Source organism: Collinsella aerofaciens, from assembly GCF_015552075.1.
Lineage (GTDB): Bacteria > Actinomycetota > Coriobacteriia > Coriobacteriales > Coriobacteriaceae > Collinsella > Collinsella aerofaciens_Y.
In genome coordinates, this window is the sequence record NZ_JADNDZ010000126.1 from 1 (window position 1) to 24,225 (window position 24,225).

General features: G+C 58.3%; 18 protein-coding genes. 8 read left to right on the top strand and 10 right to left on the bottom strand.

Annotated elements, in window-relative coordinates; genetic code table 11:
* Positions 1 to 131: 131 nt before the first annotated feature.
* From I2D41_RS09840 to I2D41_RS10265, 5 genes are all read right to left on the bottom strand, one after another.
* The gene (locus I2D41_RS09840; RefSeq protein ID WP_195364369.1) at positions 132 to 1,085 is read right to left on the bottom strand and encodes a tRNA dihydrouridine synthase; all 954 of its coding nucleotides are present in this window, start codon (positions 1,083 to 1,085) and stop codon (positions 132 to 134) included.
* Positions 1,086 to 1,138: 53 nt separating this feature from the next.
* Positions 1,139 to 4,393 (bottom strand): ABC transporter ATP-binding protein/permease, encoded by a 3,255-nt coding sequence (locus I2D41_RS09845; protein ID WP_195364370.1) that lies wholly within the window; start codon positions 4,391 to 4,393, stop codon positions 1,139 to 1,141.
* A 253-nt stretch (positions 4,394 to 4,646) separates the two neighbouring features.
* Positions 4,647 to 5,618, bottom strand: a complete 972-nt coding sequence (locus tag I2D41_RS09850) for a TlpA family protein disulfide reductase (protein WP_195364371.1) — start codon at positions 5,616 to 5,618, stop codon at positions 4,647 to 4,649.
* 29 nt (positions 5,619 to 5,647) lie between these two features.
* A complete protein-coding gene (locus I2D41_RS09855; protein WP_195364372.1) occupies positions 5,648 to 6,550 on the bottom strand; it encodes a 4Fe-4S binding protein in 903 nt (300 codons plus the stop codon).
* Complete coding sequence (locus I2D41_RS10265) at positions 6,543 to 6,632, bottom strand: CD1871A family CXXC motif-containing protein (RefSeq protein ID WP_022094046.1); 90 nt, start codon at positions 6,630 to 6,632, stop codon at positions 6,543 to 6,545. Before I2D41_RS10265 ends, I2D41_RS09855 begins: the two co-directional genes overlap by 8 nt.
* Positions 6,633 to 6,761: 129 nt before the next feature.
* On the opposite strand from I2D41_RS10265, the gene I2D41_RS09860 reads away from it, so the two are divergent.
* Genes I2D41_RS09860 through I2D41_RS09870 form a run of 3 tightly spaced genes read left to right on the top strand, consistent with a single transcriptional unit; the run spans position 6,762 to position 9,088 of the window.
* Positions 6,762 to 7,454, top strand: a complete 693-nt coding sequence (locus I2D41_RS09860) for a response regulator transcription factor (RefSeq protein WP_229042324.1) — start codon at positions 6,762 to 6,764, stop codon at positions 7,452 to 7,454.
* Complete coding sequence (locus tag I2D41_RS09865) at positions 7,451 to 8,590, top strand: HAMP domain-containing sensor histidine kinase (protein ID WP_195364374.1); 1,140 nt, start codon at positions 7,451 to 7,453, stop codon at positions 8,588 to 8,590. Before I2D41_RS09860 ends, I2D41_RS09865 begins: the two co-directional genes overlap by 4 nt.
* A 30-nt stretch (positions 8,591 to 8,620) precedes the next feature.
* Positions 8,621 to 9,088, top strand: a complete 468-nt coding sequence (locus tag I2D41_RS09870) for an arginase family protein (protein ID WP_199574392.1) — start codon at positions 8,621 to 8,623, stop codon at positions 9,086 to 9,088.
* Between the two features lie 529 nt (positions 9,089 to 9,617).
* Here the strand turns inward: I2D41_RS09870 and I2D41_RS09875 are convergent.
* From I2D41_RS09875 to I2D41_RS09890, 4 genes are all read right to left on the bottom strand, one after another.
* Positions 9,618 to 10,301 (bottom strand): hypothetical protein, encoded by a 684-nt coding sequence (locus tag I2D41_RS09875; RefSeq protein WP_117848186.1) that lies wholly within the window; start codon positions 10,299 to 10,301, stop codon positions 9,618 to 9,620.
* Positions 10,302 to 10,714: 413 nt separating this feature from the next.
* Complete coding sequence (locus I2D41_RS09880; RefSeq protein ID WP_117848184.1) at positions 10,715 to 10,969, bottom strand: hypothetical protein; 255 nt, start codon at positions 10,967 to 10,969, stop codon at positions 10,715 to 10,717.
* Between the two features lie 15 nt (positions 10,970 to 10,984).
* A complete protein-coding gene (locus I2D41_RS09885; RefSeq protein WP_117848183.1) occupies positions 10,985 to 11,608 on the bottom strand; it encodes a DUF1700 domain-containing protein in 624 nt (207 codons plus the stop codon).
* On the bottom strand, positions 11,595 to 11,915 hold the full coding sequence (locus tag I2D41_RS09890; protein ID WP_022093836.1) for a PadR family transcriptional regulator: 321 nt from the start codon (positions 11,913 to 11,915) through the stop codon (positions 11,595 to 11,597). Before I2D41_RS09890 ends, I2D41_RS09885 begins: the two co-directional genes overlap by 14 nt.
* A 655-nt stretch (positions 11,916 to 12,570) precedes the next feature.
* On the opposite strand from I2D41_RS09890, the gene I2D41_RS09895 reads away from it, so the two are divergent.
* From I2D41_RS09895 to I2D41_RS09915, 5 genes are all read left to right on the top strand, one after another.
* Complete coding sequence (locus I2D41_RS09895; RefSeq protein ID WP_195364375.1) at positions 12,571 to 13,575, top strand: helix-turn-helix domain-containing protein; 1,005 nt, start codon at positions 12,571 to 12,573, stop codon at positions 13,573 to 13,575.
* 158 nt (positions 13,576 to 13,733) lie between these two features.
* Positions 13,734 to 15,500: a carboxypeptidase-like regulatory domain-containing protein gene (locus tag I2D41_RS09900; protein ID WP_195364376.1), complete on the top strand. Its 1,767-nt coding sequence runs from the start codon at positions 13,734 to 13,736 to the stop codon at positions 15,498 to 15,500.
* 24 nt (positions 15,501 to 15,524) lie between these two features.
* Positions 15,525 to 18,101 carry a hypothetical protein gene (locus I2D41_RS09905; RefSeq protein ID WP_195364377.1) on the top strand — a complete coding sequence of 859 codons (2,577 nt, stop codon included), beginning with the start codon at positions 15,525 to 15,527 and terminating at the stop codon, positions 18,099 to 18,101.
* Positions 18,102 to 18,494: 393 nt separating this feature from the next.
* A complete protein-coding gene (locus I2D41_RS09910) occupies positions 18,495 to 20,492 on the top strand; it encodes a DNA gyrase/topoisomerase IV subunit B (RefSeq protein ID WP_195364378.1) in 1,998 nt (665 codons plus the stop codon).
* Positions 20,493 to 20,537: 45 nt separating this feature from the next.
* Positions 20,538 to 22,778 (top strand): DNA gyrase subunit A, encoded by a 2,241-nt coding sequence (locus tag I2D41_RS09915; RefSeq protein ID WP_195364379.1) that lies wholly within the window; start codon positions 20,538 to 20,540, stop codon positions 22,776 to 22,778.
* A gap of 794 nt (positions 22,779 to 23,572) precedes the next feature.
* Here the strand turns inward: I2D41_RS09915 and I2D41_RS09920 are convergent.
* Complete coding sequence (locus tag I2D41_RS09920; protein WP_195364380.1) at positions 23,573 to 24,103, bottom strand: flavodoxin family protein; 531 nt, start codon at positions 24,101 to 24,103, stop codon at positions 23,573 to 23,575.
* Positions 24,104 to 24,225 lie beyond the last annotated feature (122 nt).

A 24,225-nucleotide genomic window follows, 5' to 3' on the forward strand; every position in this document is an offset into this window, starting at 1 on the left:
CAAACATGTACACCAGCATCCAAAGTCGACATTTTTCGACATCTTTGGATGCTGGTGTACATGTTTTTGCTACATAGTCGTTGGGGACGTCCTTAAATGACCAGTCGTTAAAGAACGCCCCCGATGACTAGTTAGCCGTGGAAGCGAGCTGTGGGTGCAAGCGGCTGTTCGCGAAAGACGCGCTCGACGGCAGCGCGGTATTCGTCGACCTTTTTGGTCTTGCGTACGATCTTGTGGACGGTAGCGGGATCAGCGAAAGCGCACTTGGCGTAGAACCACCACTCCTTCATGCGGAAGACCGCATTGCCGCCAATCTCTTCTGCATATGCCGCAAACAGCGTGTCGTGGAAGCGCTGCAGCTCAGCAGCCGTTGCAGCAGGGCCGCCCTTGACCATGCGAGCCAGAGCGGGGTTCGCGAGCAGGCCACGCCCCAACATCACATGGCGCGTGCCGGGATAGGCCTCCACCAGCGCGTCCATATCCTCAAGATCAAAAATGTCACCGTTATAGGCCACGGGGAACGGCACACGCTCCAGCGTCTCGCCATAAAACTCTTTGCGCGGCGAACCCGTATAGCGGTCCTTTTGCACGCGCGGATGCACAATGAGCTCTGCCAACGGCATGCGGCAATACAGATCGAGCACGCGCTCGTATTCGTCGTCATTCTCCAGCCCCAGCCTGGTCTTTACCGACACCGGCAACGGCGACCGCTCGCACACATCGCTTAAGAACGCCTCGAGCTCGTCGAGATTGCGCAAGAAGCCCGATCCTTTGCCCTTGGCGACAACCGTTCCCGAAGGACAACCCAGGTTGAGATTGACCTCGCGATAGCCCATGTCGGCGAGCACCTGCGCCGCCCACACAAACTCGTCCGCGTTCTTGGACATCAGCTGAGGCACCACGTTGAGCCCCTGGTTATTGGCAGGATCGATCTCCTTAAACGCCTTGCCGCCAAAGCGATTTCCCACCCGCGGCGGCGGCAAAAACGGCGTGTAATAGCAATCGAGCGCACCGAAGCACTCCGCATGCACGTGACGGAACACATGCCCGGTAATCCCCTCCATGGGGGCCAACGAAAGGATCATCTACTCTTCTCTCATATCAACGAACGTGACAAAGGGACAGTCCCTTTGTCGCATTATTCGGAGCGCAGGGCTTCGACGGGGTCCTTCTTGGATGCGCTGCGGGCAGGCAGCAGGCCGGCAACGACCGTTAGCAGCACCGAAATTGCAATGAGTACCAGCGCATCCTGCACGGGCAGGCTCATCAGGTTGGGAACCTGTTTGACCGCAAGTGCCCAGGCATTGACCGGGAAACTCACGAGCACCACGACGACAATGGCAAAGACGCCGGCAATGAGGCCCTCGATAAAGGTCTCGGCGTTGAACACGTTTGCCACGTTACGCTTCGACGCGCCAATCGCGCGCAGGATGCCAATCTCCTTTTTGCGCTCCAGCACGCTGATGTACGTGATGATGCCGATCATGATGGAGCTCACCACCAGGCTGATACTCACGAATGCGATGAGCACCAAGCTGATGGTATTCACGATATCAGTCACCGAGCCCATGATGATGCCCATGTAGTCGGTGTACGAGATTGCCTGCTCGTCGTGGCCGGCGGCTTTGACCTGCTTGTTGTACGCATCGATATGGTCGAGTACGCGCTCCTTGGCCTCAAAGTCACGCGGGAAAATCTTGACCGAGATGGGGTCCGCCTCGTCCGCATAACCCAGTGTGGTCAGGTTGTTGTCATAGGTAAGCTGCGATGCCTTGGCATAACTCATCATGAGCGAACTCAGATCCTCGGCGTCCATGTTGAAATGGATGGCACGAGCAAAGGCGCTCGCATCCACGTGCATGGCGCTCGCCAAGTTGGCAAAACTCGAAGACATCTGCGTCGCCATCTGGTCCATAAGCCCCGCTGCGCCCGCCTTGAGCTGGGACGATACCGTCGACGCTATCTGCTCGCTAATTGTCTTCATCATCTGATCCATAGCCCGCTGCAGATACGGAGCCAGCTGCTTTTGCACATAGTCGGTCATCACCTGCTGCAGGCGCTCGGCCAGGGCATCGCCGCCGAGCGCTTTTAGCTGGGCAAGGATTTGCTGGGCCGTGGCATCATTCTCAAGATACGTCGAGAATGCGGCGGCGAGCTTTGACGCGTCCTTAAGATTATCGGGCGACAGCGCCTTAAACTGATCAGACTGCAAAAAGCCCTCGAACAGTTGGTTGGCAAGCGTTCCCACCTGCCGCATTTGCTCGGGCGTGAGTTCCAGACCGTCAAAGATGCCCGAGAAATCTGGGGCCGGTGCTTTGGCCATGATGTCGCTGAAGTCGACGTCCTTTCCAACGTCCGAAAGGTCAATGTCCAGCCCGGACAAGTCAATACCAGAAAGGTCGATACCGCCGGCCGCACCCGAAAGCGCAGATGTATCGAACGAAAACGCACTCTTGAGCGCCGCTTCGTCCACACTGAACATGCTGCCCAGATCAACGCCTTGCTTGGCCTCGCCTTGCAGTTCGTCGAAGGTTTTGCCCGTAAAGACATCCGTCTCGGGGTGGGCAAGCTGCTCCTGCACAATCTGCGAATTTGCGGCGCGCTCCATAAGCTGGCGAGTCAGCGCATGCGTGTAGGCAATGCCCGGGGTCAATGCGCTCGCGTTGGCGGTCTCGTTGGGTCGTACCACACCAACGATGTGCACATCGATGCCATCGGCAACCTTGGCGGCCATAAAGTCGGTGTCACCAGACATGTCAGTCCACATGCCGGTCTCTTCGTTTTTGCGATAGGCATCGACCGGCGACAGCACCTTAAACGTGGTAGACAGCGCATCGTCGTAGGTAAAGTCGGTGCCGGTCTCGGGCGTTTCGACCCCACCGTCAGCCGTCTTAGCGCTGTTTACCAGATCGTTGAGCTCATCGATATTCAGCGCACCGATGCTATAGAGCGTATAGTCGCCCACCGTGCCGCGGCTCGAAAGCACCATCACGGCTTCGTTGGCAGACGTGGGCCAATGACCGGCGACGACATCGTACTGGCTGTCGAGCAGGCTCTGGTCGTCAATCATCTCGTTAAAGACCGAGGTTCCCATGGATTCCATGCTCACCGTTGCCGCCGAGCTCGCACCTCCGCTCATGGCCTCGGTCATGGCATTGGGAACAAGTCGAACCGGCTTCTCGTCACCCTTACCCGCACGATAGACAACCGGCGATACACCGTAGCCGTACTGAATGGCGTTGACCTCTTTATCGATGCCGTCGCCACCGGCATCGAGCCATGCCTTAAAGCTCGTCATGTCGTTGGACTTAACGCTCGCAAACATATCCTTTACGGCCGTGACCACGGGAATCTTATCGGTTCCCTTAGCCTTGCCGCCGACACTGTCGTCGGACGAATCCACGCTTTCAGACGAGCCATCATCCGCGGCCCCCTGTCCGCCCATCATGGACGACAGGTCGTAGTCCTGCTTGGAAATCGTAAGCGGGTAACTCGAGAGCGTGTCCTCCTCGACCTTTTTGATGTAATTGTTCACGCCATTGGACAGCGCCAGAATCGCCGCGATACCGATAATGCCAATCGAGCCCGCAAAGGCAGTCATGGCCGTGCGGCCCTTCTTGGTCATGAGGTTTCGGGCAGAAAGCCCCAGCGCCGTCACAAAGCTCATCGAGGTTTTGCGCGTAGGCTTTGCCTCGCGACGCGCGGCCTTGGCAGCATCAAAGGGGTCGGAATCGTCGGTGATCTTGCCGTCCGCCAGATTGACGATACGCGTGGCGTACTGATACGCCAGCTCGGGATTGTGCGTGACCATGATAACCAGGCGGTCGCGCGCGACTTCCTTGAGCAAGTCCATGACCTGCACGGACGTCGTAGAGTCCAAGGCGCCGGTCGGCTCGTCTGCCAGCACGATCTCGGGATCGTTGATTAGGGCGCGGGCGATGGCCACGCGCTGCATCTGTCCACCCGAAAGCTGGCTCGGGCGCTTGTTAACGTGCTCGCCCAGACCAACCGCCTCGAGCGCCTTGCGTGCACGCTGGCGGCGCTCGGCATGCCCCACACCCGTGAGCGTAAGCGCCAGCTCCACGTTTTCCAAAATGGTCTGATGCGGAATAAGGTTATAGCTTTGGAACACAAATCCGATGCGGTTGTTGCGGTAGGCATCCCAATCGCGATCGTGAAAGTCCTTGGTCGAAATACCGTCGATCAGCAGGTCGCCCGAGTCAAAGTGGTCGAGTCCGCCGATAACGTTGAGCATCGTAGTTTTGCCCGAACCCGAGGGACCCAGAATGGCCACGAACTCGCTATCGCGAAAAGACAGGCTTACGTTGTCGAGCGCCACCTGCGTAAACGACTGCGTAACGTACCTTTTGCAAATTCCTTTGAGCTCCAGCATGGACGGCAACCTCTCCTGCGCAGGCACCCTGCCCGCTCTCCTCCGCCGTTCGTATTCGACGCGTTTGTCCTACTCTATCCCCATTTTTTGCCGGCGCCAGTGAGGAATGTAACGAACCACGCCAAAAAACGAACGGGACGGCGCCCAAAAGAAGAGGTCCCAAGCGGGACCTCTATATGGTGGAGCTTATCTTGAAAGGTAGTGGACTACTTCGCACAGCGGTGCACGATCCTCGCTATGCTTTACGCGTTGTTTACTGCTCGCTATTCGCAATCGCCTGGTCGATAAGCTTGTCGAGTGCCGCGCGCTGCTCGGCGGAGCTGATGGCTCCCACGATTGGATCCCCTACGATGTTGCCATTCTGATCGATGACATACGTTGTCGGGAACGAGAACAGATTTGACGTAAACTTACCGGCCTCGCTATCCGACTTGAACCAGATGTTCTTATATGTCACGCCCTTCTTGCTCAGCACGTCCTTGGCATCTGCAATCTCGCCCTTGTTGCCATCGAGCGTAAAGGAATTGACACCCACGACCTGGCCGCCCTTCTTGGCAAGCTCCTTATTCAGGTCCTCAAGGTCGCCCAACTCACCCACGCACGGCTTGCAAGTGGTGAACCAGAAGTTCATGACGGTGACCTTGTTCTTAGAGAACAGCTCGTCGCTGTTCACGTCGTTGCCATCCAGGTCCTTGCCCGTAAAGCTGGGGAACTTCGTCGCCTCGCTCGAAGCATTGGCACCAGCCGTCATGCCAGCGGTCGAAGCGTCGACGCTCTCGCCTGCACTCGGCGTGCTTCCACAGCCGGGGAACTCCTTCTCCAGGCTCTCGAGCTTGTCCTCGATCTCCTTGATCTGCTGTGCACCGGCCTTGAGCGTCTTAAGCTCATCCGCCGTGAACTCATCCTTGGCGCCGTCGATGGTCTTGAGCAGGAAATCGCCGTAATTGCTGCCGTCCTCAATCATTGCCGAGTCTTTATTTGCCGCATTGAATACCTTTTCCCACAGCGCGTTATCACTCGAAAAGATCTCGTTCTCCTTCTGCATGAGCTTCGCATACAGTTCGGCGGCCTCGTCGGCATTGGTCGGCTTCTGCGCAGTGAGTTCTGCGATCTTAGGATCGGAGCTCGTAGATTCGCCCGCATTGCCACCGGGCGCCGAACATGCCACAAGGCACAAGGCCAATACCGGCACCATAAACAGGGCCGCAATCTTAGAAAGCTTCATGGTCATTCCTCCGTTTTGTCGAAGCTTGTTTACTTTTTATCGGCGGTCAAGGGGAGCTTTTCCGCCGACACATCCAGGCCATAGCGATAGCTGATGGCATCGACAGGACAGGCCCCGATGCACTTTCCGCACCGGATACATTCGGCATGATTGGGCGCGCGGACCACATCAACGTCCATCTGACAAACCTTTGAGCACTTGCCGCACGAGACACATTTGCATGCATCGACCCGGATCCCCAGTAGGGATACCTTATTCATGAGCGCATAGAATGCGCCGAGTGGACAAATCCATTTGCAGAAGGGGCGGTAGAACAAAACGCTCAGCACTACCACGGCAATGAGAACGGCAAGTTTCCAAGTAAAGAGATGTCCCAACGCAGATCGAATGCCGGCATTGGCAATGGCCAGCGGAATGGCGCCCTCGAGCACGCCCTGCGGACAGATGTACTTACAAAAGAACGGGTCGCCCATGCCCACGTCGTTAACCACCAAGACGGGCAGCAGCACCACGGCAAACAGCAGCACGACGTACTTGATGTACGTGAGCGGCTTGAGCTTTTTCGTGGAGAACTTTTTGCCGGGAATCTTATGAAGCAGCTCCTGCAGCCAGCCAAACGGGCACAGAAAGCCGCATACAAAGCGTCCCAGCAGCACGCCGAGCAAAATGAGCGTACCGGTGACGTAGTAAGAAAAGTTGAACTTGGATGAACCTACCACCGACTGGAACGACCCGATGGGGCACGCACCCGATGCCGCGGGGCACGAATAGCAATTAAGTCCAGGTACGCAGACTGTTTTTCCCGCGCCCTGATAGATGCCGCCTTTGGCAAAGTTTGGCAGGTGAATGTTGGTGACCAGCGTCGCCGCCGCCTGAATGAATCCGCGAAATCGGACCAAAACATGCGACGCAGTGTTTTCTCTTTTATCCAATTCCGATACACTCCAAGCACAGCCTAATCGCTTTGGCCAGCACGGCATCCGCCTCGCCACGCATAACACCAAAGCACACCATGGTAATTCCGACGATCAACAAAGCGACCTGTACCACGGGTTTTACCGCTTTGAACAACACAACCACTCCTTTCGTTACGCGACCATTGGACCATATCGACTATAAAATCCGTGTTAAGTGCGATTTGGAATGTGCAAGGAGACTGTTATGCGTATTTTGATCGTCGAGGACGAGCGGGCGCTGTGCGACGCAATCGCGCGCAGCTTGCGGAACTTGGCGTACAGTGTCGACTGCTGTCACGACGGACAGGAGGCGCTCGACCTACTGGACGTTGAGGCCTTCGACCTCGTGGTACTCGACCTCAACCTTCCCCGCATCGACGGCATGACCGTACTCAGGGAACTTAGGAAAACTGACTGCGAGACTAAGGTACTGATTCTGTCCGCACGTGGCGAAGTATCAGATAAAGTCGCCGGACTCGACGCCGGCGCCAACGATTACCTCACCAAGCCGTTTCATCTGGACGAGCTTGCGGCAAGGATCCGCAGCCTCACCCTCAGACGCTTCGCACAAAGCGACATAGTATTAACCTGCGGAAAGCTCAGCTTTGACACCAAGGCGCGCATCGCTTCCGTGGACAGCGAGGCTTTATCTCTTACGCGCAAGGAAACGGGAATCTTGGAATACCTGATGCTTAATCAGGGGCGTCCGGTAAGTCAAGAGGAGCTTATCGAGCACGTTTGGGATAGCAGCGTGAACAGCTTTAGCAACGCAACCCGCGTTCACATCTCGTCACTCCGCAAAAAGCTACGCAGCGCTTTGGGATACGACCCGATTCGCAATCGGATTGGAGAGGGCTACGTTATGGAGGATGGCGAATGAAAGGGCTTTCGCTGCAATGGCGCATAACGATTATGACGGCACTGCTCACGTGTGCAGCATGCGTGCTGACGAACTGCCTGGTCGGCTATACGGGCATGCGCTACATGGATGCCATCGGCAGTGACATCTCGGCCCTTAACGCGACCGGCGAAGATTCGCCCCAGGCGTTCGACCCAACGAAAGCGACCCCCGATGACAAGGTCACGATCGTCGTAAACGACGCACAGGAGTCTTTTGGCACGACAACCTGGTACATCACGGCTGGAGTCACACTCCTTGGCGGCGCGCTGGCATACTTTGTGAGCGGCCGTGCACTCAAACCGCTACGGGCTTTTGCCGCCCAGGTAGAGCGCGTGCAGCCTGACAACCTAAGCGAAATCAGACTCAGTGAAGATGTGCCCACCGAGCTACAGCGATGCAGCGCCTCTTTCAACGACATGATCGCCCGTCTTGGCGAAGGGTTCTCTGCGCAGCGTCAGTTTACCGGCAACGCCGCACACGAGCTGCGCACCCCGCTCGCCCTTATGCAAGCACAGATTGAACTATTCATCTCTGAGCACTCCGGTTTGCAACCCGAAACAGCCGAGCTGCTCGGCCTGCTACAAGAACAAACCGAGCGCATGGCTCGAATGACCAAGGTATTACTCGAGATGAGTGAGCTCCGCAGCGTTCCTTGCGAGGACGATGTTGAACTCGGTCCCTTGTCCGAAGAGGTCCTCACCGACCTTGCGCCACTTGCCGAAAATAAGGGCATAGCCCTCAATTGTGCTGGAGACGCTTTAGTAATCGGGAACGATGCGCTCCTCTATCGGCTGGTGTTCAACCTGGTCGAAAACGCCATCCGCTATAGCCGCGCCGACTCGAGCGTTACCGTCTCCATCTGCGACAACGACAGCCACGTGTTCCTGCGAGTCGAGGACCAGGGCCCGGGAATACCCAAGCAGTACCGTGAGAGCATCTTCCAACCGTTCTTTCGCCTGGATAAATCCCGCAGCAGGGCATACGGCGGCGCAGGACTCGGGCTAGCGCTTGTTTGGGAGATTGCAGCGCTTCACGGTGGCACGGTAGAGGTCGAAGCAAATTCCGAGAACGGAACCGTGATGCTCGTGACCCTCTCAAAGGGGGCCACCACGTGATCCGACTGTCCAGGAGTCCCACTCGACATTGTGAAACGCGTCCCAAAACTTGGACATGAGAAATGGGAGACAGTTCGCATCTATGCCGAGGACGAAGTCCTGGCGGGGATTCAGGATGCGCAGAGGAAGCTTGCGGCAGAAAACCCCGACAGAGTCGTGACCGTCGGCGGCAACTGTATGGTGTCGCCTGCCCTCTTCGATTACCTGCACGGGAAATACGAGAACGTTGGAATCGTCTGGATCTATGCGCATCCGGATGTATCCACGCTGAATGATGGCTACCCCAACGCTCACGCCATGGTACTTGGCAGCCTTTTGGAACAGGGCGCACCGCAACTCGTTTCGCGGATGCGGCATCCGGTGTTTAAGCCGAGCGATGTCCTGCATGTCGGGCTACAGCAGCTCCACGACTATCAGGAAGTTTGCTTAAACAAGCATAGGTGTTGCGGTTTTAGCCGATGTCCTCATGGAGGAAAACGACATGCTGGGTCTGTCTGATTAAAGTCCAACAGTTTCCATGAGGCATCTAGCACGGTAAAAGCTAAAGACCCGGGAGACCCCAAACTGTCAACCATCTTTACGGGTGCAAGGGAAACGGGCAAGACAGCCCCCTCTCGCTCCTATCCGAAACGGCGCTTGAACACGGCTGGATTGCAGCGAATGTCTCCGCCATGCCCGGCATGCTCGAAGATATCATCGAGCACACAAAGGAGGCCGCAGGCCGTTACCTCTCGCAGCCCCATACACGCGTGAGCGGAGTTCAAGTTGGGCAGCGGGGCGGTTTAGCGCGCCAATATAATCAAATCGTGCACTTCCATAGCCTCTCGTCTACGTGGTGTACCGTCGTCTCCCCTTTTATCAGAGTTGGGCGATTTTCAGGCACCCGAGCTGAACTCAAATTGAACTCAACGATGCCTTATCGGTCGAGGGCGTCCTAGCGAGAATATACAGAGGCGCACATTTCGCAGGGAACCTCCCATTCGTTATCATATCGGGATGCTGTCAAGGCAGCGTCAATGCGTTCGACCTACACCTTCTCGCTTTTCGAGGCCTCGTCTGCAGGACCATCGGAATCGATACGGAATCGATCGGCATACCATTCATCCGAAGCAATCACCTTATGGAGCATCTGGAGATGCAGGTCGACATAGTGGCAGAACGCCTTGCCGCATTCCACGAGAGGCGCATTGTTTCTCTCGTTGGGCTCGGCTCCAAAATTAAACTCGACCTCATAGCCCTCCCCAGGCACACCCATGCTCGGCAGAATATCAATGGAGAAGTGGACGAATCCAGACGTCACCTTGTATACATCTTTTACCTTTGGATCGAACTTCTCGAGTAAGTCTTGAAGTCTTCCATCGGACATCTTCTCACCCGAGAAATCTTTCAGCTTGTTCACAGGCACACCTTGAAACACCTGCTTGAGAAAGTCATCCTGGTCTTCGGCGGCGAATAATGCGAATGTCCGCAGGCAGACTCCAACCTGTGCGCGGAGAAGCTGGGCGACGCAAACAAGATTCCTCGACTCGAGCATGGAGATGAATCCGTCTATCAGTCTCATCGCATACTCAGAGGAGGATGCCAGATATAGATCCCATTGGGTAAAGTCGCCGTTCATGAAGGGAATCACTGCATTGCGCTCGGCGACTCTCAAGGCACTCAGGCTTTGTTCTATTTTCTCAGCTTCTTGTTTGAACTGTTCGCTATCCAAAATGCCCCCAAATGCCGGCTTCTCAACAAATCAAAAAAGCAAGAGAGACAGAGATTAGGTTCCTGCTCCACTGAACCCACGCTTCCAGTCGAGACACTCCTCCTCGAAGATCTCCCCAGAGTCCCGCCTCTCGCGCCCCTCGCGGAACTGTCCATATCAGTGTAGCCAATCCAAGCACAGCCCCACCGCACGGCCCAGTCGCTTCCGGTCCTGCGTGGCCCCGTGAAGGCGGAAGGGCGTGGTTGTCGTCATCGCGTTCCTTTCTCCTCGTACCTTTTTGGGCATGCGTCACGGGCCCCCGCGCGGCGCTGAGAGCGAATCGGCGCAGGCTTGGGTCCAGTTGCGTAGAGGTTGAGGTTCGGGTTTCGCCGGCTTACGCAGCTTGGCGGGCAGAGCGCCCGGGCTCGCTGCGCCTAGGGCGCGGCGGGATCCGCGACGCCGGAGGTGTCGATCTCGCCCAGATTGGCGAGCTGCTCGATGAGGGGGAGGCCCATCGGGTCGTCCACCTCGACGCCGCCGAGCACGATGGTGCTGTCGCGTGTGTCTATATGGGTTGTGAACACGGCCGGGTCGAAACCCGAAGCGATAAAGCCAATGCCCGCGAGGACAACACCCGCGGCAACGAGCCCGCCCGCCACGGCGAGGTAGATCTTCTTCGCACTGGTCATGGTACTCACTCCTTTCTACGCCGCGAGATGCGCGGCAGCGCCGCCCTTCTCACCCTTACCCTTCCAGAAGGGCGAGGCGGCCTTCCTCGCCCAGAGCGCCGAGAGGCGCGCAATTTGTTTTGAGGCTGCCCAAGCGCCAGCACCAACGAAGAGCGCCACGCCGACGAGGCCGAGCCCCACGCCCGCCGAGGCGAGGGCGTACGGGAAGTGGCCGATGATGACGCCGCTTACGGCAAGCAGGAGCCCAACTACGCCCACGCCCCCGAGTGCCACCGCGACGATCCACACGCAGAGCGCCAGCACCCAGATGCAGATATAGACCGTGACGGCCACGGCGGCGAAGGCGGCGAGCAGCGGCACCCACACCGGGGAGCCCACGATGGCCAGCACCCACAGCAGCGCGGTGCTGCGCCGGCGCGTCCTCGCGATCGCGCGCGGCACGGCGGGCAGGTCGTCGAGCGTGGCCTCCGCCACCTCGCCGGGCGTGCCCATGGCGGCCACGGCCTCCTCCTCGCTCATACCGTCCTCCATGCGGTCGGCGATGGCCTCCGCATAGAACGCCTTGGTCTCCTCCACCTGCTCGGCCGGCAGGCAGGCGAGCAGCTCGCCCAACCGGCCCAGAAACTCATCGCGCGTCATGGTGCGCCTCCTCAACGTATGCGTAAATCTCCCGTACGGACGGCCACTCGGCCAGGAACTCCTCGATGCGCGCTCGCCCGTCGTCCGTGATGCGGTAGTACCGGCGCAGCCGCCCGTTGTGCTCGGCGGAGCGCGCCGTGATGCACCCGGCCTTCTCCAGGCGCTTGAGCAGCGGGTAGAGCGTCGACTCCGTGAGCCCCATGCTCGCCGGTACGTCCTTCACGATCTGGTAGCCGTAGGACTCCTCGCCGGAGACGGCCGCGAGCACGCAGGCCTCCAGGAAGCCGCGCTTCATCTGTGCCTCCATCCGCACACCTCCTCTCGTCATATACTGTGCTATACACACTATACGATGCAAGGTATTAAACGTCAACTCTCATCGCGAAGGTTCTCCGGCCCCTGCGCGCTGCGAACGTGATGTCGCGGGACGGTTGGCATTATGCATGAAACGTCAAGTAACGCTCTTTTGATCCACTTCCACTCGGCCCCATATGCCTTGCACAACGCCCCCTTCGACCTCGGAATCAAGAGAGCCGCTAGGCTGGACATGCCGGACGGTAAGGTCCTGGACGCCATGGTGGACTTCTCCGATGCCATGGGGGTCATGGGTCTACGCCGATGGAGGCCCACACACGCGGCAGGGCTCGCCCGTCACCGCTGGTCGCCGGACGGTCCCCACGCCTCGCTCGCCAACGCGCAGGCGACAGCAGCAGTCCAGCGCTGGCTGGAGACGCCGGAATGCCCAGAAGATGCGTTTCCCATCGCTGCGGCAGAGCTTTTTGTAGGGGCGGCAATTTTTCCTAATGTCGAGGCCAGCTAGGCTTCAGTAGCCACCTTGGGAGCATCGCCAATAGACTCTTCCTTTATACGTTCGGCATAATCGTAGGCGATACCCACAAATTCCGGTCCCGAGCAACAGGAGTACAATTGCTGCATTGTTGCCAGCTGTTGGGAGATGGAAGATGGACTGCGATGGCTACCCATGCGTTCCCATGCCGTTGATGTGCACCGCCTTTGTGCCGGGGCAGATTGACGCTGCGGTTGCAGGCATTTCCGACCCCGATTCACGCACCATCGCCACGGCAGAAGCGCTGTACTTTCGCGGACAGGCCACCCTCGCTGCCAAGACAGCACGCCCCTATCTTGACGCCACCGACCCCGCACTGCGCTATTCCGCATGCTTTATCTGCGGATATGCCAGTCTGTCGCTCAACCGTATCGCCGACGCCCGCCGGTGCCTTGCGGGCATCCTCGATACGCCGGCCGACGAGGAATCATCCGCTATCCACGCCACGCATATCCTGTTCGCCTCGGCCGCAAGCGTCCTGCTGCACTTGCCTTCCCCGTATTCTGCCGAAGAGTTTTATCCACTTGCGGCGCATCTGCCCGAAGGCCTGCGCCTGTTCGCCAGCTACGTGATGGCGCACGCCTTGTATCTGCGCGGCGAATACGGCCGCAGCCTGGGCATGGCGGAAAACGCCCTGATTATGAAACAGGGAAGTTATCCGATCTCGGAACTGTTCCTGCACCTGGCAGCCTCCATGGCATGCATGAGCCTCAAGGACATCGACGCCGCAAAGGCACACTTCGGAGCCGCTTGGGGCATTGCGCGCCCCGACGGCCTTATCGAGCTCATTGGCGAGCACCACGGCCTTTTACAGGGGCTCATCGAGGCGTGCCTAAAAACGCAATACCCAGACGACTTCGCGCGCATCATCGAGATCACGTACCGCTTCAGCTACGGCTGGCGGCGCATCCACAACCCTGATTCGGGCGAGGACGTGGCCGACGATCTAACGACCACGGAATTCACCATGGCCATGCTCGCCTGCCGCGGATGGACCAACGCCGAAATCGCACGCCACATGGAAGTATCGCCGGGCACTGTTAAAAACCGCCTATCAGGAGTGTATGCCAAGCTTGGTATCGGAACTCGCGCTGAGCTGGTTGCCCACATGTTGCGCTAGCGGCCAGACTGCCCGGCGTATCGAAAGCGCTCCGGGGGGCCTGACGCTTTCGCGCGCTCAAATTGGACATTTTGGCCATCGAACGGCACTACCGTGACAGGATGCCTTCTCGCAAAATTGGATTATTTCCACCGATGCCTGCGGGATGGGAGCCAAAGATGCTTGATCGCCGTTCATTACTTGTTGCCGAAGCGTCCTCGCTGGCGAGCATTATGTTGCCGCGCGTGCCAGGAAGCGCAAACGCCTTCATATTGCCGTTCGCGCCCACCGAAGCCTATGCCGACGAAAAAGACCCCTTCAGGGTGCTCGTTCTCTCGCGCACCATGTTTGGTGTGGTCGTGGTCGATGTCGCCAACAAGAATACGCCCATCGCGGGTGCCCAGGTCACGCTCACATCGCGCTATGCCGCAGGCAAGCAGCTCACCGCCACTACCGATGACGAAGGCACGGCCATTTTTGAGGTCGCGCCGCTTTCGGAAGGCTACGTGGACGAGGCAACACTCCTTGACGCGTACGACTTTAACGGCGGTATCTCCATCAGCATGAAAGGCTACCGCGATGTCGAGATTCCCCTCGCGCGTGTCCAAGGCGGCACCGCCATTACCGCACCCACACGTCCGCTCTCCGATGGCGAGCCGTACTTTCGCCAGCTCACATTCGACGAATGGGACATCCAGTACGCTGAAGCCACGTTCATGGCATTGCCGAAGGACGACACGGCAAACGAACAGCCCGATACGCACTCCTTTACCGTGCAGGCACATCTGCCACAGGGTGGACAGGCAACGCTGTGCATCAACAAGGTATTGCCCGCCACGGGCAGCTCGCCCGAAACCGTCACGCAAATTGGCCAAGTCAAGGCCGGTGCATCGGGTTCGGATAATCTGGCGACATTCACGCTCGAAGACAAGTTCCTCGATGCGGCATCGGGCCTTCTGGAGGAAGGATGCAAGCTGCGCTTTGTGCTCGACTATCAGGGCAAAACCTACACGCTCTCCTCTCCCATGGCCGTTGTCACCGCGCCGGCCGCAAAGGCAGAATCGGGCTCGACCACCATCATTCCTACTACCATGGACCAAGAGATCACTCCGTTTGATTTTCCGGCGGCGTTTCCCGGCATCGGCGGCAATAAGTTCACGTGCTGGATGCCCTCATTCCCCATTTTGTTCGATTTCTCTTTTGCCGGGTACGTGCTGTTTGGCGGAGGATACAAACCAGCCAGCTATATGAACGATTCGGGCAACCCTGATCTGGAATACTGGAAGAAATCGCCGCGCGAGTCGGGCGCCAAGCAGGCAAACCGCTACCTCGACGAGATGGAAGGGAAGTGGAATCAGTACAAGAGCATGAGTGCCGGTTCGGGCACCGATCCAAGAAACACCAAGCTCCTTCGTCACCATTGCACGCTGCTGTTCACGATGGATATCGCCACACAGGTGTACGGATCGCTCGCCTACGATTGGGTAGGCAAAACCTGGGGCAGCAACAACGACCCCGCATACGGCAATATTAAGGCCCTCTTCCAGGTAAGAACCGACCTCAATTGGACCGAGCAGTTTACCCTAGGACCGGTGCCCTTTTTCCTAAACGTCAACCCCTGGGTGCTGGCAAAACTGGCGCTCGCCGTGGGTGCCCACACGCACGGCAGCGGCGCGGCGTTTTTTAAAAACATTTCGCTCGACTATTCAAACACGTCGGGCTCGTTCACCATCCAGATCGGGCTTGCCGTCACCTTTGGCGCCGGCGTTGCAGGCGTCGCTTCGTCTGCCGTGCGCGGCGCCGCATCCCTCACGCTGTTCATTGGGTACGAAAAGGCAAATGGACACCAGCTTCCGCGACTGCGTGTAGGTGCAGACGTCGATGTCGATGTAATACTCCAGTTCGTAATGTTCAAGTGGACCACCAAGGCTTGGTCGGGGTCGTAGCCCACACTCATCGATTCGTGGAATATGTCGGTGAACAATGGCGACCAGTATGTGCTCCAGCGCTCTGAGCTCGCATTGGATGGAGATACGCCTTATACGCTGGATGCCTGCTTCGGCTCGGCCGGCAACGCCGAGGCGTGTGGTGTGCCGCAATTTATCGCATCGGCCACCATCGTCACCAACGCCGAACTGCTCGCACGCGCCGAGGTTAAGGCCACTGCCGTAAACACCGCGCCTGTCGTGCGCGATTGGGATCAAGCGGTCACGCGCATTGAGCTCGAGGCGGATGCAGAAAGCGACGACACGGGACAGATCGAGCATTTCGTCCATGCACTGATAGAGAACGACGAAAACGCCGTGCCGATGTATGAGTACACCTACATCGGTCAGGCAACGAACACCGTTGCCGACCCGAACGCCGATTCTTCCGGCGTGTCGGAGGACGAGCGTGGCGGCATCAAGCCCTCGAGCGACAACGTGCTGTTTGCTGGCGTGCTCAGCGAAGCCCACATGAAGCTGGCAATGATTGCCGGCGTAGAATGCCTGTTCCGTATCGCCTCGGTGCGCTACGGCGACAATGGTCGCTCGCGCCTGGTGGTACACACAAAGGCAAACGGAACGTGGTCCGCTCCCACGCCTGTGGACTTTCCCCTTGGGTTTGGCGAGGGCGACGTGGAGCGCGACAGCATATACGATTACGACTTCGACGTAGTGGAATATACGGACGGAAGAGGAAACCAGGACGCCTACGTGCTGCTGGTCTCGGGCGAGCGCCCCGCCGGCGACGACACCCTTTTCGATATAGCAAGCACAGCCGGCATACTGTCCGTTGTGCGCCTGCGCATAAGCAACGACGGAGTTCGCGTGGTATCGCACGCGTCGTGGCGCAGCATCTCGCGCGGCCGCCTTCAGGAGGATGGCTACCATTGCCTGCAGTGCCCACGCATCACGGTGGGCAAGACACTTGTCAACGGGCGCCTGTCGGGCGCCTACCTCCACCGCCGCGGAACCACCACAGAAAAGGCGCTCGGCAGCGAGGCCGAGGTTGCGCTGGAGTGCTTTACCCTGTGGTCGGACGTTTCAGGCGACAGCCTGACGTTCCGCCAAGTTCTCCGCTTTCCGCAGGCACCGTCGAGCATCGAGCTCGGCGCGCCCGAGAATATCAACGGCAAAATGGTGGTGCCCGTTGCATACGAGACCGCAGGCGGTTGTGGCTGTGCATCGTACGCCGTGATCGGCCAGTCCATTGCGGGCTGGGGCGTTATGTCGCCAGATGCCACAGTACCCCACGCGGTGCCGTGGCCGCAGCACACGGGCTTTTTGGCTACCGTCAACGAGCAACTGCAGCATATTACTTGGACGCGAGGCGCACCGGTATTTGCAACGCAGCCCGTGGGTGCCGCAGGCTGCGGCCCGGCATCGTTCAGCGTAAGCAACAACGGCAGGTGCGTGCTCTATGTAGAGAACACCGATGGCAAGGTGGGACAAACCTACGACGAAGAAGGCAACCCGGTAGCAGTGATGGGCAAGCACTTCCGCATCTTCGCCAGCACCTTGGCAGGCGATCTGTTCACGGAGCCGTTCGTGATGTGCGAGCTGGACCATCCCGTCGATCAGATAACGACATTTTTGACGTCGGGGAGCATGCTCTCCGCGCTCGCAACGCACATTGTGAGCGCGGAGAAGAGCGAGGCAGAACTACACGGCATCGAAGTGCCCTTGGTGGCGTGTGCCACTCCGACGGGCGCAGTCGCTACCTCGGGCGCGGTGGTGCCCGGAGCAGCAGGCGAATCCTTCATGGTCACGGTGCGAAACGACAGCAACACCTTGCTGACCGCCGGCACGATCGATCTGTACCGAGAGGGCTCCAGTCAGCCGTTCTCCAGCGCATCCATCGGGTTCGGAGTGAACGCACGCATGGCATCGATCTACGATCCAGAGCTTGCCGAGGACGCTTCGGCCAACGACATGACACACGTGAAGCACACGCTCGAGACGCTGGGCGCACATTTTGCAACGCACCCGCTGGTAGCCGACAGTGGCAACGCCGTGCTGGCACCGGGTTGCACGGCACAGTTCCGCATGAGCTTCGCCATCCCCGAGAGTTGGAGCGACGAGGTGGGCAAACGCGTAACGCTATATGCGAAGGCGCGTAATCTGGTGGCGCTCGATCCCGTAACGCTCGAGGAAATTCGACCGGGCGCAAACTCGGCGCTGGGTGCCGTGCTGCACGAGCTTCATGTGCCCGACGCGGCATGCGAACGCTCAGAAGTTCAGGTCGGCGTATGCGACAACGCGGATACGACGGAACTTCACGACGCCCCGATGACGGTCGACGGCGATGGCGGCACGAGTGGCGGCGGTACTGACAAGGGCGGCGGCTCCGGCGGAAGCAGCTCCAGCAGTGGCAAGGACCACGGCACTAACAAGCGCTCCGGAAAAGCGGGCGCGCTTGCGGGCACGGGCGATGTCAACGCTCCCCTTACGGCAGCCGCAGCAGCACTCGCCGCAGCTGGTGCCGGCCTTGTCGCCTACAGCGCCCGCCGCACGGCGCTCGAAAAAGACACCGCCGATGAGGTCAATTCGGATGAGCCTCGCTAGCTCCTAGTTGCTTTTACGAGAGACGCTGACTCGGCTCATCGAACATCAAAATGGGCTGGTTTTGGATACCCAGAGCCAGCCCATTACGCATTAGATGTCGTCAGAGGAGTCGAGTTCTGCCTCGAGCTTGGCACGGCGTCTTTTCGCCAACAATCCGCACGACACGTCTTCGACAGCGTATCCAACCGCAAACGCAGCAAGACACATTCGGCCGTCTTCAAACTTACTCGGACAGAACCGACTCGGTTTTGTCCGAGTAAACGCTGTTCCACCAAATTCCGAACGATTGTTCGATGGATTTCGTGTTGGTTGGAATCGCCCACGGGCTGGGCTATGCTACCTTGACTATCTATACGACTTAAATACACAAGAGGAAGTACCAAGAGAGCGAGCATGGCAAAAAACACCGCAAACTATGGTAACGACAGTATTCGTCAGCTCAAGGACGAGGAGCGCGTACGCCTGCGCCCCGCCGTCATCTTTGGCTCGGACGGACTCGATGGCTGCGCGCATGCCGCCTTCGAGATCCTGTCCAACGCCGTTGACGAGGCACGCCAGGGCTACGGCAAGCTCATCACCCTTACCGCCTTTCGCGATGGCTCTATCCAGGTAGAGGACAATGGCCGTGGCTGCCCGCTCGACTGGAACCCTTCCGAGAAGCGCTTTAACTGGGAGCTCGTCTTCTGCGAGCTCTACGCCGGTGGCAAGTATAACAACAACCAGGGCGGCGACTACGACTTCTCGCTCGGCACCAACGGCCTGGGCTCCTGCGCGACCCAGTACGCTTCCGAGTACATGGACGTCACCGTCTGGCGTGACGGTAACAAGTACTCCCTGCACTTTAAAAAAGGCAAGGTCGTCGGTGCCAAAAAGAAGGCACTCGAGATTGAGCCCAGCGACGAGAACCGCACCGGCACCACCATCAAGTGGCGCCCCGATCTTGAGGTCTTTACCTCGATTAGCATTCCCCACGATTGGTATCGCGAAACCATGCGCCGTCAGGCCGTGGTCAACGCTAACGTGACCTTCCGCCTGCGTATCGAGGGCGACGATGGCGAGTTTTCCGAAGAGGATTTTTGCTATCCCAAGGGCATCGAGGACTACGTGCTCGAGAAGGTCGGTACCGACTACCTTACCGAGCCCTTCTTTATCGAGGCCGACCGTCGCGGTCGCGATCGCGAGGACCTGCCCGATTACAACGTAAAAATCACCGCGTGCATGTGCTTCTCGCGCACCTTCATGATGCAGGAGTACTACCACAACTCATCGTGGCTCGAGAACGGCGGCTCACCCGAGAAGGCGGCCCGTAGCGCTCTGACCAGCGCCATCGATGCCTACATCAAGCAACAAGGCAAGTACAACAAAAACGAGAGCGGCATTAAGTGGCAGGACGTCCAGGACTGTCTGGTGCTGGTGACCAACTGCTTCTCCACCCAGACGTCCTACGAAAACCAGACCAAGAAGGCCATCAATAACCGCTTTATCCAGCAGGCCATGACGGCCTTCTTTAAGGAGCGCCTCTCGACCTACCTGATCGAGAACAAAGACGCCGCCAACAAGATCATGGAACAGGTGCTCATCAACAAGCGCTCGCGCGAGAACGCCGAGAAGACGCGTCAGAGCATCAAGACCAACCTGCAGCAGAAGACCGACATGGCCAACCGTGTGCAGAAGTTCATCGACTGCCGCTCCAAGGACAAGAGCCGCCGCGAGATCTACATCGTAGAGGGCGACTCGGCAGCAGGCGCCATTCGCACCTCGCGCGATGCCGAGTTCCAGGGTGTCATGCCCGTCCGAGGCAAGATCCTCAACTGCCTGAAGGAGGATTATCCGCGCATCTTTAAGTCCGACATCATCATGGACCTCATGCGCGTGCTGGGCTGCGGTGTGGAGATCAAAGACAAGCGCATCAAGAACCTCGGCGCCTTCGACCTGGACAACCTCAACTGGAACAAAGTCATCATCTGTACGGACGCCGACGTCGACGGTTATCACATCCGTACGCTCGTGCTCACCATGCTCTACCGCCTGGTGCCCACACTTATCGACGAGGGTTACGTGTATATCGCCGAGTCGCCGCTCTACGAGATCAACTGCAAAGAGAAGACCTACTTTGCCTACACCGAGCTCGAGAAGAACGGCATCCTTAAGGAGATCGGCGACCAAAAGTGCTCCATCAACCGCTCCAAGGGTCTTGGTGAGAACGATCCGGACATGATGTGGCTCACCACCATGAACCCCGAGACGCGTCGCCTGATCAAGGTGGAGCCCGAGGACGTCGCCAAGATGGAAACTATGTTCAACCTTTTGCTGGGCAACGACGAGGCAGGCCGCAAGCGCCATATCTCCGAGCACGGCAAGGAATACCTGGACCAGCTGGACCTGCAGTAGCAGTAAATCGATAACGACGGCCCATAAGAAGTTCAAGAGGATATCGTGGCAAAGAAGAAGACGAAGAACCAGCCAAAGAAAAAGCAGGTTAACGCCGAGAACGTCATCGGCCTGCACTCTGAGGTCACCGATCAGCCGATCACGCAAACGCTCGAGGTCAACTACATGCCCTACGCTATGAGCGTCAACGTCTCGCGTGCGTTCCCCGAGATCGACGGCTTTAAGCCCTCGCACCGCAAGCTGCTCTACACCATGTACAAGATGGGTCTGCTCAAGGGCGAGCGCCAGAAGAGCGCCAACATCGTGGGCCAGACCATGAAGCTCAATCCGCACGGCGACGCCGCAATCTACGAGACGATGGTGCGCCTGGCGACGGGCAACGAAGCGCTGCTCGCGCCGTTCGTTGAGTCGAAGGGCAACTTTGGCAAGTACTATTCGGGCGATCTGAGCTACGCCGCCTCGCGTTATACCGAGGCCAAGCTCTCCCCCATCAGCGCCGAGATCTTCAAGGACATCGACAAGGACCCGGTCGACTTCGTCGACAGCTACGACGGCGCCATGAAGGAGCCGCGCCTGCTGCCCACCACGTTCCCCAACATCCTTGTCTCGGCCAACAAGGGCATCGGCGTCGCCATGGCGTCCGACATCTGTGGCTTCAACCTCAACGAGGTCTGCACCGCCACGATGCACTACCTGCAGGATCCCGATTGCGACCTGCTCGAGTACATGCCCATGCCCGACTTCTCGACCGGCGGCGAGATCATCTACCGCCGCGAGGAGATGGAAAAGATTGTCGAGACCGGACTGGGTAGCTTCCAGATTCGCTCCCGCTGGCGTTGGATTCCCGAAGAGCGCATCATCGAGGTCTACGAGATTCCCTACACCACTAAGACCGATGTCATCATCGAGCGCATCGTCAAGCTCTCTAAGGAGGGCAAGGTCAAGGAGATCGCTGACATCCGCGACGAAACCGACCTCTCGGGCTTGCGCATCGCCATCGACCTTAAGCGCGGCGTCGACCCCGACAAGCTCATGGCCAAGCTCTATCGCTCGACCACGCTGCAGGATTCGTTCTCGTGCAACTTTAACGTGCTGGTCGACGGCTATCCCCGCGTTATGGGCGTGCGCCAGATTCTGCACGAGTGGGTCAAGTGGCGTATTGAGTCCACGCGTCGCCGCATTAACTTTGACCTGGGCAAAAAGTCCGAGCGCCTGCACCTTCTGCACGGCCTCGAGGCAATTCTGCTCGACATCGACAAGGCCATCGCCATCATCCGCGGCACCAAACTCGAAGCCGAGGTCGTGCCCAACCTTATGAAGGGTTTCGACATCGACGAGACCCAGGCCGAGTTTGTCGCCGAACTTAAGCTCCGCAACATCAACGAGGAGTACATCCTCAACCGCACCAAAGACATCGCTAAGCTCGAGGGTGAGATTGCCGAGCTTGAGGAGATCCTCTCCAGCGAGGACAACATTAAGAAGGTCATCAGCGACGAGCTGGCGGCGGTCAACAAGAAGTATGTGATGCCGCGCCGCACGGGTAGGATCGAGCCCCATGAGGTTATCGAGGTAAGCTTGGAGCCCGAGGTCGAGGAGTACCCGGTCACCATCATGCTCTCGCGCGATGGCTACCTTAAGAAGATGACGGACCGCGTGCTCAAGAAGGCCACTACGCTCAAGTACAAGGACGGCGATAAGCCCTTTATCGAGTTCCCGTCCTCCAACACGCACGAGCTGCTCGTGTTTACCAACAAGAGCCAGGTGTACAAGTGCAAGGTTGCCGCGTTTGAGGACACCAAGTCGGCCCAGCTGGGCTCGTACCTGCCGACCGATCTTGAGATGGAACCCGACGAGAGTGTCATCTGGGTCATCGACCCCGAGGACTACAAGGCCGACGTGTTGTTCGTCTTTGAGAACGGCCGCGTGGTGCGCGTCGCGCTTTCTGGATACGTCACCAAGACCAACCGCAAGCGCCTTAAGAACGCCATCTACGGCGGCAGCAAGCTGCTGTATGCCCAGGTGCTCAAGGAGGACCGCAACATCGCGCTGGTCTCGAGCGACTACCGCCTGATGAACTTCAACACGTCGCTGCTCAAGACCAAGACGACTACCAACACGCAGGGTGTCCAGGCCTTTACGGCCAAGAAGGGCCGCTCGGTCACCACCGTCGGCACAACCGAAGAGATCCTTGGCGCCGGCGTCTCGGCCGAGAAGTTCACCGCGCAGAGCCTCCCCTCAGCCGGTGCCCTCATGAAAGAAAACGACATGCCGAGTCTGTTTGACTAGGACGACGGCAGAACCGCCATAAGCTCTCAAAACGGTGGGGCCCGGAGCGCAGCAACATTGCGCTCCGGGCCCCGCTCGCTGCAACGCAGTCAGAATAATAGGAATCCCCGTTTTTCACTCCCGCAACCCCACGGCACAAGGCATGTTAAGCCGTTAGTAAAACTTGCAAAAGTTAGCAAAAGTTGCAAAAGTTAGCAAAACCTGCAAAGGGGCCACCATGGATTGCAGCAAATGTCTCCGCCATGCCAGGCATGCTCGAAGATATTATCGAGCGAACCAAAGAAGCCGCAGATAGCTACCTCTCACAGCCTCACGCGCGCATAAACGGTGTTCAAATTGGCCCAGTGGGCATCGATTGGACATATGCTCAAGAGGCCCAGGGCAACTGGCGCACGCGCATGAATGGCGTCTTCAGGCAACTCGAGAAGCATGACGTCGGGCTTCTCTCGAAACGACCTATCGGGAGCTTTCCGATAAAGACATTGAGTTTTTGCTCGCGATGCTGCCCGATTCTGGCCCCAGCAGGGTCTCGGAGATAGCCAAACGCATGGGCGTCGCCAGCAACTACGCAAGCCAATACAAACGCCGCCTCCTGGAGGACGGCGTCATTGGAGAGCGCGGGCGTGGTCTCGTTGGCTTTGACATTCCCGCGTTCAGGGAATTCTTGAACGAGAAGGCGTTTTAGCACGCCGGAATTGTCCGCGGAAGCATCAACGCATGGCAATCAGCATTCCTCTTGGTAAGGATAGCAAGCATTTTCCACCAACACCGATTGCCATGCGTTCTTCTTGCCCTTAGGCGAGCTTGCGAGCGAGCTCTCGCACCTCTTCCAACTTGGGCGACGATGCCATGCTATCGCGCTCGGTCATACCGCTGATGGTGATAATGCCCTGGTCCTCCCACTTGCAGTACGCGCAGGTCGACTTGTACATAGCGATCGCCGCATCATAGACGCCCTCGCTGTGGCTATCGAGCAAAAGGGCCGTCTTGGTGAACGGGAAGCCCGTGGCACCGAAGGCGTACAGGCGGTCAATAGCGGCTTTCTCCTGCGCAGTGATATCAAACCAGTAGATGGGCGAGGCGAAGACAACCATATCGGCGCCTTTCAGCGACTCGATCAGGTTGGCCATGTCATCCTTCTGCACGCAAGTGCCCTCATGGGTAAAGCAGTACTGGCATCCCAGACAACCAGCGATCTTTTTGCTGGCAACGCGGACGACCTCAACCGCATGGCCACCCTCACGCGCGGTCTCGGCAAACGTCTCGACCATGGTGTCGGTATTGGCGCCCTTACGCGGGCTACCACTCAATACAACGATATTCATAGAAATCTCCCTCCCTCATGCCGCAGGCGCGCGGCACACATTTTGTTGTAACCAAAACGGATGGAGCTATTCAGTCGTCTGCAGGCCACATCTCTTGTTCGTGTTCTCTAGACAAGGCGCAA